The organism is Sneathiella sp., assembly GCF_047631475.1.
In the GTDB taxonomy this organism is placed as follows: domain Bacteria; phylum Pseudomonadota; class Alphaproteobacteria; order Sneathiellales; family Sneathiellaceae; genus Sneathiella.
This window is the reverse complement of sequence record NZ_JBLHZT010000047.1, coordinates 12,363-27,944: the sequence shown is the minus strand read 5'-3', so window position 1 is coordinate 27,944 and position 15,582 is coordinate 12,363. Positions and strand designations below refer to the sequence as shown.

Below are 15,582 nucleotides of genomic sequence, written 5' to 3'. Positions count from 1 at the left end.
ATAATAGTTCGCAAATACCGGCATCTTTATTGCGCGCAGGTGTTACAGACAGCCCCTTCGTCCCAACAGAATTTACGCACATGTGGAGGAATTTTTTATAATTTTAGGAAAATAATATATTTATTAATTGTAATAATTTTATAAATATCGCATATTACTAATGTTAGTGGGATTTGTTTGTAGCTTAGAATAGTTAACAAATGAAGAGCGAGGTGAATTATGAAAAAAACCTTGGCGTGCATTGCTTTAGCGGGGGCTCTTTCGGCCTATTCGGGATTAGCTGATGCACACACAGTGGCTCTTGGTTATGTGCCAGGAGTGAGCGTGGGAGAGGTGACCTTCTGGGTCGGTAACTACACCCATGGATCACCCGGTAATGTTCCCAACGAGGGGAGCCTGAGACTGACCGGTCAAAATACGACAGTCTATGGTCCTACAACAACATTGTTTGACTTGAATACACTTGTAAAACCAGCTGGCCTGGTGGATGGAAGTAACTATTTCTATGCGAGCGGTAATGTCGGCGCCCCAGGAAATCCTTTGGTCGGTGACTTTAACGTATCGTACATCACAGCGTGTGGAGCTTGCGGACCTGTGACAGGCTGGCAAGGGGTGACGATTAGTGGTCTTTCTGCGGGGGACTATATGTTTGAATTTATCGAACAGTTAAACCCAACTCAGGACTGGACCGAATGGAATGACTCGCTCAATAACACCTTCACATTAAGAGAAGGCGATATTGGCGGTAGTGTCATTCCGTTGCCCGCAGCTTTGCCCCTCTATGGCGCAGGGCTAGGTATTTTGGGTTTGCTCGGTTGGCGTAAACGCCGTAAGGCCGAAAAAGCATAACAATAACAATATGTAATATGATATATAAAAAGCGGTGGTCGTTTGACCGCCGCTTTTTTTATTCCTTCTTGCACAGATAAGTTTTCCGAATAAACCGAGCAGTGAGGGCAGCCATGTGTAACCCATGAACATTCATGGGTGTAACATACTTTTTCGGGGAGCCTCCGGCATGAAACGGAAATTGGTACTAAACGGAAATCCAATGGAGGAAATCGTGGGTTTTTCGCGCGCTGTCCGAGTGGGTCCATATATAACAATCGGTGGGACGGCCCCGGTTGATTCAGAGGGGAAAACCGTTGGCATTGGCAATGCTGAAAAGCAAGCTCAGCGGATTTTTGAGATCATTGGCGATGCGTTGGAACAAGCTGGATCAGGGTGGCAAGACGTAGTGCGCACCAGAATTATCCTGACCAATATTGATGACTGGAAAACCGTTGTTAATGTTCGTGCAAAATATTGCCAGGCAGCGAAGCCAGTTGATACGATTATGCAGATAACCCGTTTTGTAAATCCTGAATGGCTGGTCGAAGTAGAAGCAGATGCCGTTGTTTCTGACGCAGAAAAAAACATTCCCTAAGGGGATTATCTAACGTTGTAGAGATAGTATCTAGTGGCCAAGCTTTGAAAATCAGCTAATTTTTTGATATTTAGAGGCCTTATTCACAACGGCCTTGGCAAGATCACAATGATCCAAATTTGTTACAGCGTCAAAGCCTTCAGTTCCGTTGTTAACCGCATATCCTTTTTTAAAACGGGCATTCTGCTGGTATTGTTGCTTTAATGCATGGATCGATAGATTGTTTGCACCGCTTCCCCTGAACTGGGCGCAGATTTCGCTGTATTTTACGTAAAATCCCACGAGATACGGGTTGGTGGTGTCTACGTTTGACAGGTCAACGGTGGTGTTATTTGTCGTGTTGCACGCCGCTATAAACACAGTAAAAAAAACAATAAACTTTTTCATCAACCCCCCCGGTTATTAGATTAGGTATTAATCACAACTTTATCATGTGTTTGTCGATACATAAAACACCAAAATGTATTTTTTTATCGTTTGAAAGATCTTAGGGTAACTGTTGGAAATTTGGCCTTAGAAGCGGGGGAAGAGGGGGTCACTAAAGTTGGTGCTGTCCCTTGACGAAAGCAGGCTAGTGGCGTTACCGGTCGTTCTTTGCGGCGACTTGGCAATGGTCCAGTCGATTGAAACGCCACATGGCAAAGGACCGATAAATCCAACCTGCAATCTGCTTAAGAATAGGAAGTGAAACGATAGGGGCGAGGACGCGCCAGCGATTGAGGTGTTGCCATATTAGGATGAAGGCATCAACACCGACATGCATTGACCCATCTGGTGCGCAGGCGTGGAGCATTTTTAACCCGTCGGAGAGGCTGATCCCCTTTTCCTTCAGGTTAGTCGGGTTTTCAGTGATGTCCTGCCAGTCGAAAATGCCCGCCGGGGCGATCTTTTTATAGTGATTGATCTCTTTAGAACATAAACCACATTTTCCATCATAATAGACGATGATCATATTGAACTCTTTTGTTTGGAACTTCGGCATCTTTTTGAGCAATATTTAACGTCATCCCAAACTTTCTCCCATTTTTTACGCCACGTAAAAGGGCGGTCACAAATTAGACAAAGCTTGGTCGGCAAGTCAGATTTCTTTTTCATGAAAGTTTTTCCAGAAAACGCTGGCTGTCGTCACGGATGGCTTGTTTTTTGTCGTCTTTCATCCGGTCATAGGTTTTGTACATCATCCCGACGCGCGGATTGTCTTTTAACGCGTTACGATTTCTGGTTAGGAAATCCCAGTAGAGATAATTGAAGGGACAGGCATCCGGTCCATTTTTTTTCGTTACGCGATAACGGCAATTCTTGCAATAATTTGACATTTTATTGATGTAGCTACCGCTGGAAGCATACGGTTTGCTTGCCAGCTGTCCGCCATCCGCGAACAAAGCCATGCCAGTTACATTGGGTAATTCAACCCATTCATAGGCGTCTGCATAGACAATCAGGAACCATTCATTCACCTGATCAGGATCGACCCCTGCAAGAAGGGCAAAGTTACCAAGAACCATTAAACGCTGAATATGGTGGGCGTAGGCGTTTACTTTGGTTTCGGTGACCGAATGACGTAAACAGTTCATGTCTGTATCGGCTGTCCAAAAAAAATCGGGGAGGTTTCGTGTTGCGTTAAAGAAATTAAGGTCGGAATAACCCGGCATTTTAAGCCAATAGACACCTCTCACATATTCTCGCCATCCGACGATCTGTCGAATGAACCCTTCGACCGCGTTAAGGGGCGCTGTACCCTCGTGATAGGCCTTCTCGGCGGCTTCTACACATTCAAGAGGCAGAAGTAACCCACAGTTCAAGTAAAAGCTGATATGGGCATGATACATCCACGGTTCCTGCTCGACCATCGCATCCTGATAATCACCGAAAAGTGCAAGGCGTTCATCGATAAACAAGCGAAGCGCCTTTTTTGCCTGCCGCCGTGTTACTGCGAAATGGAATGGCTGAAGATCACCGAAATGATCGGAAAAACAATCAGCAACCATCTCCAGAACATCTTGCGTAAGTGCATCAGGGGTATTCTCAAAAGGCGTGGGAATGGTTAAGTCTGTTTGAGGCGGGTTTCTGTTTTCCGGATCAAAATTCCACTGGCCGCCAACCGGTTCATCACCATCCATCAGGATTGAATAACGCTTGCGCATCTCCCGATAGAAATATTCCATGCGCAGTTGTTTTCTGCCGTCTGCCCAATTGTTGAATTCTTCGGCTGAAGCGAGAAACCGATTGTCCGGCTTTATTTCGACGGGAATATCAAACGCTGATTGCCAACTTTCTATTTCTTTCAGCATGCGATACTCACCCGGATGCGCCACCACGATTTTGTTAATGTCATGGGCGGCGAGCGTGCGTTCAACCTCGCCGCGAAAGGAGCCTGTATTTCTGGGATCGTCAAGTTTTGAATAAAGTACAGTATGTCCAGCCTGCCTAAGCTCCTCCGCGAAATGACGCATGGCAGAAAATAGAAATGCGATCTTCTTTTTGTGATGTTTTACAAAGGTTGCTTCTTCTTGAACCTCGTACAGGCAGAGAATATCAGTTTTCGGATCGCACCCTTTCAGGCTAGTGATCGTTTTATTGAGCTGATCGCCCAGAATAAGGCGTAATGTTTTCATGATCACCCTGATTTTGCTTCATTACACTGGCGGTGAGCCCGACCAAAAGAACGCGGCCTATAATTTTGATACGGTCTGGCGCAACGGATGGATCATATTATGGGAAAGCAAGCGGGCCTTGACTGAACTGAAGTCCAAAAGGTTCTGTGATCTGGATTGCGATGGACGCAAAAACACCCAAACTTCCAAACGCCAAAAAACGTCGGATCGTCTGTGCCCACCGTTCAGCTATTCTGCAAGGCAGGGTGGAATGGACCATTCAAATATCGTGATCGGCGGGGAACTGGAAATCAGCTTTCGCTGCCCGATTATTTAGACGCGTTCATTTCTTCAAATAACCGCAAGCCCGTCGGGGTCGTTGCAAGGCCCCCTTTGCCGGTACAGCGTAATTCACAGGGTATAGACAGGCCAACCTTATGCATGGCGATGATCACTTCATCCAGGGGAATTAACGCTTCAAAACCGGCCAGAGTCATGTTGGCCGCGGATAAGGCGTTTCCAGCCATTAAAACATTTTTGCCCAAACACGGGGCTTCAACCCGGTTGGCGACAGGATCACAGACCAGTCCAAACGTGTTTTGGAGGGCAATGGACGCCGCGTCGATATTTTGCTGAACGGTTCCGTCCATCAAGGTAATGAGTGCAGCTGCTGCCATGCCGGAGCCAGAACCAGTTTCAGCCTGACATCCGCCGAGTTCGGCCGAGAAAGTGGCCATATGGGCGATAAAGACACCAATGAGGCCCGCTGACAGCATCGCCTTAACTTTCTGTTCTTCACTTAAATTAAGCGCGTTGGCGACGGCCAGACAGGTTCCGGGCAATGTTCCGCAAGATCCGGCTGTTGGGGCTGCAACGATGACGCCCATGGAGCTTTTGACATCCATCAGGGCGGTAACCGCCAGAATTACATCATTGTGTAATCCAAGATTTATGAAATTGTTCCCCGCAGATTTTTCTTTAAATTTTGGTGCTTGTGCTGGGTAAATCCGATCACTGTACGAGGTGCCGTCAATTCCGCTTTGAATGGAGGTGTCCAGAATGCGAACAATTTCACGCATCCGCTCAAAAACGTCGTCCGCTGAGATATTGCCGCGTTGGCTTTCATATTCCACTGCCAGTTCCCAGAAGGAAAGGTCCTTTCCTTCGTTATAGGCCAGAAGTTCTTCAGCTGTTAAGAAAGGAACCGACAGGCCTTTTCGGGCACCAATTGGCAAGACGGGGGCCATAGTCCGGCATTCAAGATCGCCGGGCAGGGTTAAAGGCTGTTGGCTTTTCAGCTGAATAAAGTCATCGCGGATTAAAATATGATCAGCCTTCAGATTATCCAGTCCCGGCTGGTCCGTATCAAAAATCAATGTTTCATGGTAATCGCCAAAGATGGAGACCTTCTTCCCGTTGACTTCCGTAACTTCAATCATACCGCCCCCTGTCGAGATGGCGATCATGCAAAGGGTTTCCTCTGCATTGGATAGTGTCAGTTTATAGGTGTTTTCGTGGCGGGCCCCATAATCAGATATACGAATTTCAACCGCAATCCCGAGATTTTTCAGATGACCTTCTGCGTCCACCATGCGTTCATCAGTAACTGCCCAGCCCATAAGCCCTGTAAACAGACCCATGTCCGATCCCTGGCTTTCGTGGGTCGGCTCTAACGATCCATTGGGATCGTACTCAATCAGAACAGATGAAAAATCACCGTTCATATAGTCCCGGGCGAGGGCACCGATCCGATGCGCCGCCGCAACATGAGAGCTGGATGCCCCGCGCATAACAGGACCAATGACATCGTTGAAGATTGAAGGATAGATCATTTTAACTGCCTTTTGACTGCCTGTACGGCCTTGTTCTGTTTAAGTTATATCTGTTTTTCTACGATGGGCACCCGTCGAATGGCTTTGTTTCAGTGTCGCATTAATGCTTGTTTTTAAGCATGGGCCATGTATCGCCAATTCGATATCCTTCTGGCCATGGGTCTGTCGGGTCCAGCATTAACTGGTGTGTTCCTGTGATCCACGCCTGACCTGACAACTCTGGAATAATAGCATCTTTATCACCAATTTTGGTTGTTTTGACGATGCGCCCCCCAAAAGTTGAGTCAATGATTGATCGGGCAAGATAGGCTTCTCCTACCGTCATCAGGCCGCGCGCATGCAATACGGCCATACGGGCGGACACGGCGGTTCCGGTGGGGGATCGATCAATTTTTCCAGGTTGAATTACAACAGCATTTTTAACAGATTTTATGCCGTCTTCCACTGTCATCGGGGCGTGGATCTGACAAAATGAAAAATGTGTCCAGTCCGGGTTTGTTGGATGGGAAAAGGTCAGCTGTTCATTGGCGGCCCGAGTAATTCGAATGCCGACTTCCGCCATGTCCCGTGCCTCATCGGGGGTAATTTCAAAGCCAAGCGCCTTAGCATCGACCATAACAAAACTGTCACCACCGAAAGCGGTATCAACGGTCAATGTACCAAGCCCCGGAACTTCCAGCGTAGCATCCAGTCGATCCGCAAAAGACGGCACATTCTGAACCGATACCTTCGTCACCTTTCCATTTTTACAGTGAGCGGTGACATGCACCAAGCCCCCTGGCGCTTCCAGTGTCATTTCAGTTATGGGTTCCTGCATGGGCAGAATGCCACTTTCCAACAACACAGTCGAAACACAGATAGAGTTCGATCCCGACATTGGCGGAGTGTCTTCAGGCTCCATAATAATCCAACCCATTTGTGCTTCAGGATTTATGGGCGGGACCAAAAGATTGACATGCCGAAACACGCCGCCGCGCGGTTCATTCAACACGAAATTTCGAAGGGTTTCATCTTTTGCAATGAACCGGGACTGTTCCCAAAGGGTCTCCCCCGGTGGTGGTGCAACGCCTCCGACGATGACATCGCCGACTTCTCCTTCGGCATGGCAGGACACCACATGAATTGTTTTTGACGACTGCATAACGTTACCTCACCACAAAGCCATGGGCGTACGGATCACGATCATCGATATAGATCGTGTTGGTGCCTGTCATTCGCGCCCAACCGGCGATTGACGGGATAATGGCGTCAAAAGAGCCGACTTGTGCACGGGCTTCAACGCGGCCTTTCATGATCGACCCGATAATACTTTCGTGGATAAATTCCTGACCGACATCCAGTTTTCCATGGGCCGCCCATTGCGCCATGCGTGAAGAGGTCCCGGTTCCGCATGGCGAGCGGTCGATCGCTTTATCGCCATAAAATACTGCGTTGCGGGCTGTTGCGTCTGGTTGCGTGGGTGATCCAGTCCAAAGGACATGGCTGAGCCCTTTGATTTCGGGCTTCTCAGGATGGGTGAAATCATATTTTTCATTGAGGGCCTGACGCAGTTTAGGACTAAACCCGATCAATTCACCAGCTGTATAATCGTCGATGTCCTGAAAGTTGGTCTGGCGATCGACAATCGCGTAAAAATTACCGCCATAAGCGACATCAACAAAAATCTCTCCTAAACCATCGACTTCTGCACTCAGGCCTTCTTTGTACAAGAAGGCGGGAACATTGGTCAGGCGGACTTCCTCGACATACTCACCGTTCTGGGTGTATTCGGCAACTACCAGCCCAGCTGGCGTGTCGAGGCGCAGAATGCCGGGCACTTTGGGTGTCACAAGACCATTTTCGATCGCCATTGTAACGGTCCCGATTGTGCCATGTCCGCACATGGGCAAACAGCCGGATGTTTCGATAAACAGAATTGCAATATCACAGTCATTGCGGGTTGGGGGATAAAGAATAGAGCCGGACATCATGTCGTGGCCGCGAGGCTCAAACATCAAACCGGTCCGTATCCAGTCAAATTCGGCTAGAAAATGTGCCCGCTTTTCCAGCATTGTCTCGCCTTCCAGTGAGGGACCACCTCCCGCAACGACACGCACCGGATTGCCGCATGTATGTCCATCAATGCAAAAAAATGTATGTCTTGCCATTTCTTTTTTCGTCTTTCTTAAAAGCGATCCGCTCGCAAAGAGTTAATATCAATAGAAGGTTGTTTATTGTCGATGAGTTCTGACACAAGTTGCGCTGTTGCACTGGATTGCGTCAGACCCAAATGTCCATGGCCGAACGCATAGATTACGTTTCTCGCGGAGGGGGCTGGCCCGATCACCGGGAGGGTGTCTGGAATGGCAGGGCGCGCGCCCATCCATTCAACGCCGTCTGATACTTTCAGGTTTGGAACCAGTTTCGATGCTTTAGCCATCATGATTTTGCAGCGCTTATAGTTCGCGGCCCGACCAAGTTTGGCAATTTCTGAAGCACCGCCAACACGAATACCATTGGAGAGCGGGACAACAACAAACCCGTGATCCGAAAATACAAGGGTGTGATCCAGATTTTCAAAGGCAGATTTTGGCAGGGTCGTGTTGTAGCCACGCTCCCCGATCAAAGGGATGGGATCACCCAGTTGACGGCTTAGCGTGGCAGACCATGGCCCGGCGGCAACGACAAATTTATCCGCCTGAAGGGTTGTCCCGTTTTTTAAAACGAGGCTTCCTTCTGAAACCCGGTCAACTTCCTCATATATGGTTTCGACACCTTTTGTTGTCAGGAAGGTATGTATTGCCGCGCAAAAATCCATGGGGTTGGAAACAGACTGCCATTCGGTTGCAAAAATCCCTGCAACAAATGAAGGGCAAAGGCCGGGCTGAAATTTGTGTAAAGCATCCCCCTCATAACAGTCATAAGCAATGTTGTGGGTTTTGCGAAACTCCCATTTTTTCAAGTCAGCTTTATAGGAGGCGTCACTTTGGTACAGATGCAACGCACCATTGGTCCGCACCATGGAAGAAAGACCCGTCCGTTCCAGTAGCCCGGGGAAAGTGTCTTTACTCAAATGCATCAGGGCCGCTTGAACATCAATACTTCTTCGAAATTGAGCAGGATGTGCTGCCTTTAAAAATTTCAGAAGCCAGTTCAGTGTTACTGGCAGGTCTTGTGGCACAACAGCAAAAGGGCCTAAAGGGTCAAGGAACCATTTAAGGGCCTTTTTAATAATTCCAGGGGAAGCCAGCGGTATAATATCTGAAAAAGCCAGACCAGCGGCATTTCCTTGCGAGGCACCGGCGGCGATACTGTCTTTTTCAATCAGTGTAACTTTTTTGCCAACGCTGACAAGCTTTTCAGCGATCGCTAGTCCGATAATGCCGCCGCCAATAACGACAACTGTTTCTGGCTTCCCCATGGATCTTTTCCTTACGCCTGCATATAGGACGTTTTGACGGTGCTATAGAATTCAGCAGCGTAGCGGCCTTGTTCGCGGGATCCGTAGCTGGATCCTTTTGTCCCGCCAAAAGGAACATGGTAATCGACGCCTGCGGTTGGCAGGTTGACCATTACCATGCCTGCTTTGGCATTGGCTTTGAAATCCGTAGCGTATTTCAACGATGTCGTACAAATGCCCGCGGACAATCCAAACTCCGTGTCATTTGCCAGTTTCAACGCCTCATCATAATCCTTCGCTTTGATGATTGTAGCAACAGGTCCAAACACTTCTTCCTGATTGATGCGCATATGATTGGCGGTATCGATAAACAGGGCGGGGCTCATGAAATGGCCTGAGCCTTCAATTTTTTCGCCGCCACAGACAAGCGTTGCGCCTTCCTGCTGGGCAATCTGCACATATTCCAGATCTTTTTCAAGCTGACGCTGATCAATAACCGGGCCAATTTGTGTGCCGGCTTTGCGGGCGTCACCAACAGTGAGGGCAGAAACCGTTTTGCTCATGGCAGCGACAAATGCATCATAGATGCCTTCGGTCACGATCAATCGGCTTGACGCTGTGCAGCGCTGACCTGTCGAGAAGAACGCACCGTTCACACAGGCATCCACAGCAACGTCCAGATCCGCATCATCCAGAACAACCATCGGGTTCTTACCCCCCATTTCAAGCTGCACTTTTTTGAGGTTTTTCGCGCAACCCTGCGCGACCTGCTGACCGGTTTGTACGGAACCAGTAAAGGAAATGCCGGCAACTTTCTGATGGTCGATCATGACCGGACCAATTTTTGATCCTTTGCCGTTCACCAGGTTAAAGACACCCTTAGGCAAGCCCGACCGGTGAATGATGTCGGCAAGGGCCCAGGCACTCCCGGGCACAGCTTCAGCTGCCTTCATCACCACAGCGTTGCCATAACAAAGGGCAGGGGCTGACTTCCATGCAGGAATGGCAATCGGAAAGTTCCAAGGTGTGATAATGCCAATAACACCAAGGGCTTCACGGCGAATATCGACTTCAACACCGGGACGGACAGAGTCAAGACGTTCCCCTGGAATACGTAAGGCTTCGCCAGCGAAAAACTTGAAAATCTGACCAGCACGGGCAACTTCACCGATGCCTTCGGGTAAAGTTTTACCCTCTTCGCGGGCGAGCAAATCCCCCAGTTCTTCTTTACGTGCCAATATTTCGGTGCCAATAGCATCCAAAACATCAAACCGTTGCTGAGGCGTGCTTTTGCCCCATCCCACCTGTGCCGCGGCGGCGGCTTCAATTGCCTGTTCTACTTCTTCTGTTGTGGCACTGGCGGCGTGACCGATCACGTCATTGGTATCCGATGGATTGACGTTGGGGACGCTTTGCGTCCCCATTGTCCATTCACCGTCAATCAGGTTTGGAAAATTAGTCATTAATATTTTTCCTTAAGCTGCGAGCGCATATTTGGAAAGGTTTGGACGACAGGCGATCTGGTCGCGGATAATTTTTTCGACGTTAGCGCGGTGCTCACCTTTCAGGATCTGGCGCGGGGCGCGAACGTGCTCCGTTGAGCCAATTGCAATGGCTTCGGCCAGTTTAATCTGCTGAACCAGCGCGGTTGAAACATCCAGATCAAGCAGGGGACGTAACCAGCGATAGATCTCGCGTGCTTCGGTAATGCGCCCTTCCTGAACCAGATCGTAAATCCGCTGGTTTTCTTCAGGGAATGCGATGGAAACACCGGAAACCCAACCGTCAGCACCCATCAGAAGCGCTTCAAGACCCAGATTATCAACACCTGTCAGGATGTTGTAACGGTCACCGCACTTATTGACGATGTCGGTCAGACGACGGATGTCATCAGAACTTTCCTTAATCGCAACCATGCGATCATCTTCTGCAAGTTCAACCATCATTTCTGGTGTTACATCAACCCGGTAGGCAACGCGGTTTGAATAGATCATGACAGGCAAATCACCCGCAGAGGAGATTGCTTTCAGGTTTGTGATCGTTTCATCACGGTCTGTGTGATAGATCGGGCTTGGAACAACCATCAGGCCGTCTGCGCCTGCTTTGCGGCCCATCTGTGCAAGATCACATGCTTCACGGGTGCCTGCTTCGCTGACTGTCAGAAGAACAGGCTTGTCGCCACAGGCGGATTTCGCGATTTTCAATACATCAATGCGCTCTTCAGGGCTAAGCATTGAGCCTTCACCAAGGGTACCGCAAACAATTACGCCTGCATTGCCTGCATCCATTTGCAAACCGATGCACCGTTCCATTTCAGCAACATCGATTGAACCGTCTTCATTAAATTTAGTCGTGACGGCAGGCATCATACCTTTCCACATAGTCGTATTCCTTTACTTGATTGTAATGAGGGTTTTTAAATTAAGTAATCGTTTGTCCTAGCGAACATTCGCCAGGAACTTTCGGGTGTGTTCACTCGTCGGATTTCCAAAGATCTGATCCGGTGGACCAATCTCTTCCATGATCCCCTGATGAAAATAGGCAACACGGTCGGAAACATCCCGGGCAAAGCCCATTTCATGAGTGACACAAATCATTGTCATGCCTTCTTCAGCGAGCATGCGCATTGTTTCAAGAACTTCGCCCACCAATTCAGGGTCAAGGGCTGAAGTTGCTTCATCAAACAGCATATATTCCGGTTCCATTGCCAAAGCACGGGCAATGGCAAGGCGTTGTTGTTGCCCCCCGGATAACGCTGACGGATAGGCATCCAGTTTGTCGCCTAGACCAACATGCTTCAGTTGTTTTTCCGCAATGGCGACAGCTTCTTTTTTCGACTTCTTTTTTACAATACGCGGGGCGAGGGCGACATTTTCGACGGCCGTTAAATGCGGGAAGGAATTCCATTGTTGGAAAACCATTCCCATATTCTGCCGCAGCTGATTGATGTCGACGCCTTTTTCATGGACGGAAACACCGTCGACACGAACTTCGCCCTTCTGGATGTCTTCAAGAGCATTGATGCAATATAGAAGCGTTGATTTACCTGAGCCGGATGAACCGATAACACTGAGAACCTCGCCTTTTTTGACCGTCAGGTCGATCCCTTTCAGGACATGGAGGTTTCCGAAAAATTTGTGGAGTCCTTTGATCTCAATCATGAGGCCCACCTTTCTTCTAATTTAGATGAATATTTTGAAAGCGGATAGGAAAGTGCAAAGTAAAACGCCCCGGCACATGCCAAAATTATGAAGGGTTCCTGAGTACGGGTAATCAGGATTTGCGATGCTCTTAGCAGCTCAACATATCCAAGCACGGACACCAATGCGCTGTCCTTCACCACACTCAAGGCGACCCCAACCCATGAAGGAAATACAGCGCGCAGGCCAATTGGCCAAACGACATACCGCAGATCCTGCCAGTAGCTCATGCCAAGCGAACGGGCGGCGCGGCGCATTGGTGTGCCCACTGCTTCGATGCCCCCCCGCGCCACATTCGCAACCAACGCTGCGGTGTAGATACTGAGCACAAACGCGCCCGAAGCAAAAGGATCCAAATTCCAACCGATGATCGGAAAGAAATTGTAAAACAGGATCAACTGAATGATCAGCGGGACACTTCTGAAGATGTCCAGAATAGTACCGATTGTTACCTGCGCGGCCCAGCGCGACGCCGACAAAGCCCAACCAAAAAAGCAACCAAGAACGGTGCCGATGGTAATAGAGACAACAGAAATCATAAGAGTTCTGCCTGCGGCTTCTCCCAGGAAAAGGAGGTCACTTAACTGAAAATCTGTGAAGAAAGAAATATCGTTACTCATGAAAAGGCTCCTTTCTTCAATATTTGAATAAACGGCGGGCTGCGAGTTTCGAGCCGCCCAAAATGATTTTGACGATGACGTAATAGATGACGGCCGTTACGGCGAAATATTCGAAAATCCGATACGTCTTCGATGCAAAGAATTGTGTTTCTCCAGAAAGTTCACGAAAGCCAACGAGCATACCGAGTGAGCTCATCAGAACCGCCCAAACCATTTGGTTGGTCATCGGGTGGTAAACAATTCGAAGGACTTGCGGGATAATGATGCGAATATAAGTTTGAGTGGCAGTCATACCCAGTGAACGAGCCGCCCGAATTTGAGTGTCCGGCACTGCCTGAAATCCACCTCTGAAATTTTCGGCCAGATAACCTGCGTTATTGAAGGCAAGCCCAACAAGAACAATGAAGTACGGGCTTAAGTGAATGCCGAATGCACCGATGCCAAACCCAAAGAAGAATAGTTGGAACAAAGCCGGGGTGTTACGTGCGACTTCAACCCATGCTGTGGCAAACATTCTGATCGGGGCTGGTGCGGAAATTCTTGCAATGGCAAGAAGTAATCCGATGACAATCCCCAGGATCATAGAAAGGATAGCCACTTCCAGTGTCAGTAGGCCAGCGTTTAACAGATCAGGGAGTTGCCGGAAAACAGGGCGCCAGTGAAAATTATAATCCACGATTACACACTCCAGTTTATCCCCCCTTTAATCTTTTCTCAGGATCAAAGGGGGAACGGGTTAGGGGAGGATTAGTACATAACGCCTGGAATGCGGAGTTCTGGTGCTTCACCACCAACAAAAGTATTCCAATGCTGCTGGTAACGGCCAGAACGAACCTGATGGGTGACGAACAGGTTCAGGTAGTTCAACCAAGTCACGTCTTTACGTGGTCCAACAACAGAAGTGTAATCAGTTGTCCATGGCATACGTGGGCCAGGGATAATTGTGTCATACTTTTCGGCAATTGGTTTAACCGCAGTGTTGGTTGTAATGCCGACATCTGCTTTACCCTGAGCAACGGCAAGGAAAACCTCGTTTTCGCTCTGGTAGCCCTGATAGTCTTTTTCCCAACCGCGTTCTTTGGCAATTTTCAGGTATTCCTGTTCAGGAACCGTACCCACTGCAGCCGCGACCCGCTTACCGGCCAGATCTTCAAATGTTTTTACACCTGAGTCTTTACCGACAACAGCCTGTGCATAATAAATAGCATAAGGGATTGTAAAACCGACGGTTTTAGCCCGTGCCAGAGAATCTGATGTTCCCCCGAACACCACGTCCGCGCGGTTTGTTACGATACTTGGCAGTCTTTCTGCCCAAGTGACCGGCAGGATTTCGAAATCAACTTCGAGGGCTGACGCTAGATCTTTACAATATTCAACGTCAAAACCCGCAGGTTCGTTGTTTGCATCGCGATAGCCAATAGGGGGGAAATCCAAAACAACGCCACAACGAAGGACGCCATTATCGATAACATCGTCAAGTTTATCCGCTTGCGCCGGTGCCTGTGACAGGCCAACGGCAAGACTGGCACCGAATGCCATTGTCTTCATAAAACGACCCAACATAAAAATACCTCCAAAAAATTTTAATAACAAAACCGATATCGGAGATTTTTTTCCCTTCTCATATCGGCGGTGAAGGTTTTATATGATATATTGGATCCAATATAAAATATAATTTTTACAAAATCGTCATTTTGTTGTGTCAGATTTGACAGATTTCACTTAGTTGACTATTGAAAAGGTCAGGAAAAACAAGGAGTTTCAGGTTTTGTATGCAGGTATGAAAGATCGGGCGATCGATCTTGGAAAAATAGCATCTTCTTCGGATATTATCTTCGATGCCCTAAGAGATGAGATCATTAACGGGAATTTGAAAGCAGGCGAGTCGATCCGGCAGGAGTATATTGCCAAGATTTTCAATGTTAGCCGCATCCCTGTTAGGGAAGCCCTGAAGCGGCTTGAAGCGCAAGGGTTGGTGAAAAACGAACGCTATAAGGGAGTGATCGTTTCTTCACTCAGTGATGACGAAATCGAAGAGATTTTCGAGATTCGCAGAAATCTGGAACCATTGGTACTTAAATATTCGATCGAGAATATGACTCAGGAGACTCTGGAACTCGCCCGGAAATACTGTGACGCGTTCGGGGCTGAAGAAGATTCGTCCAAATGGGGAGACCTGAACCGCCAGTTTCATGAAACCCTGTATCGTGATTGCCAGCGGCCCTATCATTTAAAAATTATTGGGGAAGCAATTGACCGCATCGATAGTTACATTCGGGCCCAATTGGTCCTGACCAAAGGGATGGGGACGGCGGTTAAAGAGCATACTGAAATTCTGAACGCCTGCGAAAAAGGGGATGCTGAACGTGCCGCAGCGTTAACCCACAAACATATTGCACACTCCTACAGCTCGTTAATGGGATATCTGCGGAAACAAAATAAAGACTAACAACCACACTCCTGTCGTTTTTCAAGGGTCATTGCCAGCCCTTTTCCGTGGGGTCAGATCTCGCTTCATTTACACGACCTGT

Annotated in this window: 18 protein-coding genes; 4 read left to right on the top strand and 14 right to left on the bottom strand. The window is 48.4% G+C overall.

Features of this window, described 5'->3' with window-relative positions; all coding sequences use genetic code 11:
* Window positions 1-324: 324 nt before the first annotated feature.
* Both ACJAYR_RS15580 and ACJAYR_RS15575 read left to right on the top strand, forming a co-directional pair.
* Window positions 325-849, top strand: a complete 525-nt coding sequence (locus ACJAYR_RS15580) for a hypothetical protein (RefSeq protein ID WP_415237459.1) — start codon at window positions 325-327, stop codon at window positions 847-849.
* Window positions 850-1,018: 169 nt separating this feature from the next.
* On the top strand, window positions 1,019-1,426 hold the full coding sequence (locus ACJAYR_RS15575; RefSeq protein ID WP_415237458.1) for a Rid family hydrolase: 408 nt from the start codon (window positions 1,019-1,021) through the stop codon (window positions 1,424-1,426).
* Between the two features lie 51 nt (window positions 1,427-1,477).
* Here ACJAYR_RS15575 and ACJAYR_RS15570 read toward each other — a convergent pair whose 3' ends face one another.
* From ACJAYR_RS15570 to ACJAYR_RS15555, 4 genes are all read right to left on the bottom strand, one after another.
* Window positions 1,478-1,813: a hypothetical protein gene (locus tag ACJAYR_RS15570; protein WP_415237457.1), complete on the bottom strand. Its 336-nt coding sequence runs from the start codon at window positions 1,811-1,813 to the stop codon at window positions 1,478-1,480.
* 193 nt (window positions 1,814-2,006) lie between these two features.
* Window positions 2,007-2,378: a thiol-disulfide oxidoreductase DCC family protein gene (locus tag ACJAYR_RS15565; protein WP_415237456.1), complete on the bottom strand. Its 372-nt coding sequence runs from the start codon at window positions 2,376-2,378 to the stop codon at window positions 2,007-2,009.
* Window positions 2,375-2,521, bottom strand: a complete 147-nt coding sequence (locus ACJAYR_RS15560) for a DUF2256 domain-containing protein (RefSeq protein WP_415237455.1) — start codon at window positions 2,519-2,521, stop codon at window positions 2,375-2,377. Before ACJAYR_RS15560 ends, ACJAYR_RS15565 begins: the two co-directional genes overlap by 4 nt.
* Window positions 2,518-4,041, bottom strand: a complete 1,524-nt coding sequence (locus tag ACJAYR_RS15555; protein WP_415237454.1) for a cryptochrome/photolyase family protein — start codon at window positions 4,039-4,041, stop codon at window positions 2,518-2,520. Before ACJAYR_RS15555 ends, ACJAYR_RS15560 begins: the two co-directional genes overlap by 4 nt.
* On the opposite strand from ACJAYR_RS15555, the gene ACJAYR_RS15550 reads away from it, so the two are divergent.
* The gene (locus ACJAYR_RS15550) at window positions 4,040-4,357 is read left to right on the top strand and encodes a hypothetical protein (RefSeq protein WP_415237453.1); all 318 of its coding nucleotides are present in this window, start codon (window positions 4,040-4,042) and stop codon (window positions 4,355-4,357) included. The genes ACJAYR_RS15555 and ACJAYR_RS15550 overlap by 2 nt on opposite strands.
* Here ACJAYR_RS15550 and ACJAYR_RS15545 read toward each other — a convergent pair.
* From ACJAYR_RS15545 to ACJAYR_RS15500, 10 genes are all read right to left on the bottom strand, one after another.
* The gene (locus ACJAYR_RS15545) at window positions 4,350-5,852 is read right to left on the bottom strand and encodes an L-serine ammonia-lyase, iron-sulfur-dependent, subunit alpha (protein WP_415237452.1); all 1,503 of its coding nucleotides are present in this window, start codon (window positions 5,850-5,852) and stop codon (window positions 4,350-4,352) included. The genes ACJAYR_RS15550 and ACJAYR_RS15545 overlap by 8 nt on opposite strands.
* A 100-nt stretch (window positions 5,853-5,952) precedes the next feature.
* Window positions 5,953-6,993 (bottom strand): trans-3-hydroxy-L-proline dehydratase, encoded by a 1,041-nt coding sequence (locus ACJAYR_RS15540; RefSeq protein ID WP_415237451.1) that lies wholly within the window; start codon window positions 6,991-6,993, stop codon window positions 5,953-5,955.
* A 4-nt stretch (window positions 6,994-6,997) separates the two neighbouring features.
* Window positions 6,998-7,999, bottom strand: coding sequence for a 4-hydroxyproline epimerase (locus ACJAYR_RS15535; RefSeq protein WP_415237450.1), 1,002 nt, complete (start codon window positions 7,997-7,999; stop codon window positions 6,998-7,000).
* A 17-nt stretch (window positions 8,000-8,016) separates the two neighbouring features.
* Window positions 8,017-9,252 (bottom strand): NAD(P)/FAD-dependent oxidoreductase, encoded by a 1,236-nt coding sequence (locus ACJAYR_RS15530; RefSeq protein WP_415237449.1) that lies wholly within the window; start codon window positions 9,250-9,252, stop codon window positions 8,017-8,019.
* A gap of 11 nt (window positions 9,253-9,263) precedes the next feature.
* Window positions 9,264-10,694: an aldehyde dehydrogenase family protein gene (locus ACJAYR_RS15525; RefSeq protein WP_415237448.1), complete on the bottom strand. Its 1,431-nt coding sequence runs from the start codon at window positions 10,692-10,694 to the stop codon at window positions 9,264-9,266.
* A gap of 12 nt (window positions 10,695-10,706) precedes the next feature.
* Window positions 10,707-11,612 (bottom strand): dihydrodipicolinate synthase family protein, encoded by a 906-nt coding sequence (locus tag ACJAYR_RS15520; RefSeq protein ID WP_415237447.1) that lies wholly within the window; start codon window positions 11,610-11,612, stop codon window positions 10,707-10,709.
* A 57-nt stretch (window positions 11,613-11,669) separates the two neighbouring features.
* Window positions 11,670-12,392, bottom strand: coding sequence for an amino acid ABC transporter ATP-binding protein (locus ACJAYR_RS15515; RefSeq protein ID WP_169545271.1), 723 nt, complete (start codon window positions 12,390-12,392; stop codon window positions 11,670-11,672).
* A complete protein-coding gene (locus ACJAYR_RS15510) occupies window positions 12,389-13,051 on the bottom strand; it encodes an amino acid ABC transporter permease (RefSeq protein ID WP_415237446.1) in 663 nt (220 codons plus the stop codon). The genes ACJAYR_RS15515 and ACJAYR_RS15510 overlap by 4 nt, the downstream gene beginning before the upstream one ends.
* 16 nt (window positions 13,052-13,067) lie before the next feature.
* The gene (locus ACJAYR_RS15505) at window positions 13,068-13,727 is read right to left on the bottom strand and encodes an amino acid ABC transporter permease (protein ID WP_415237445.1); all 660 of its coding nucleotides are present in this window, start codon (window positions 13,725-13,727) and stop codon (window positions 13,068-13,070) included.
* Between the two features lie 71 nt (window positions 13,728-13,798).
* A complete protein-coding gene (locus ACJAYR_RS15500; protein WP_415237444.1) occupies window positions 13,799-14,614 on the bottom strand; it encodes a transporter substrate-binding domain-containing protein in 816 nt (271 codons plus the stop codon).
* A gap of 163 nt (window positions 14,615-14,777) precedes the next feature.
* Here ACJAYR_RS15500 and ACJAYR_RS15495 point away from each other — a divergent pair, with 163 nt between their 5' ends.
* Window positions 14,778-15,500 carry a GntR family transcriptional regulator gene (locus ACJAYR_RS15495; RefSeq protein ID WP_415237443.1) on the top strand — a complete coding sequence of 241 codons (723 nt, stop codon included), beginning with the start codon at window positions 14,778-14,780 and terminating at the stop codon, window positions 15,498-15,500.
* Window positions 15,501-15,582: the final 82 nt, after the last annotated feature.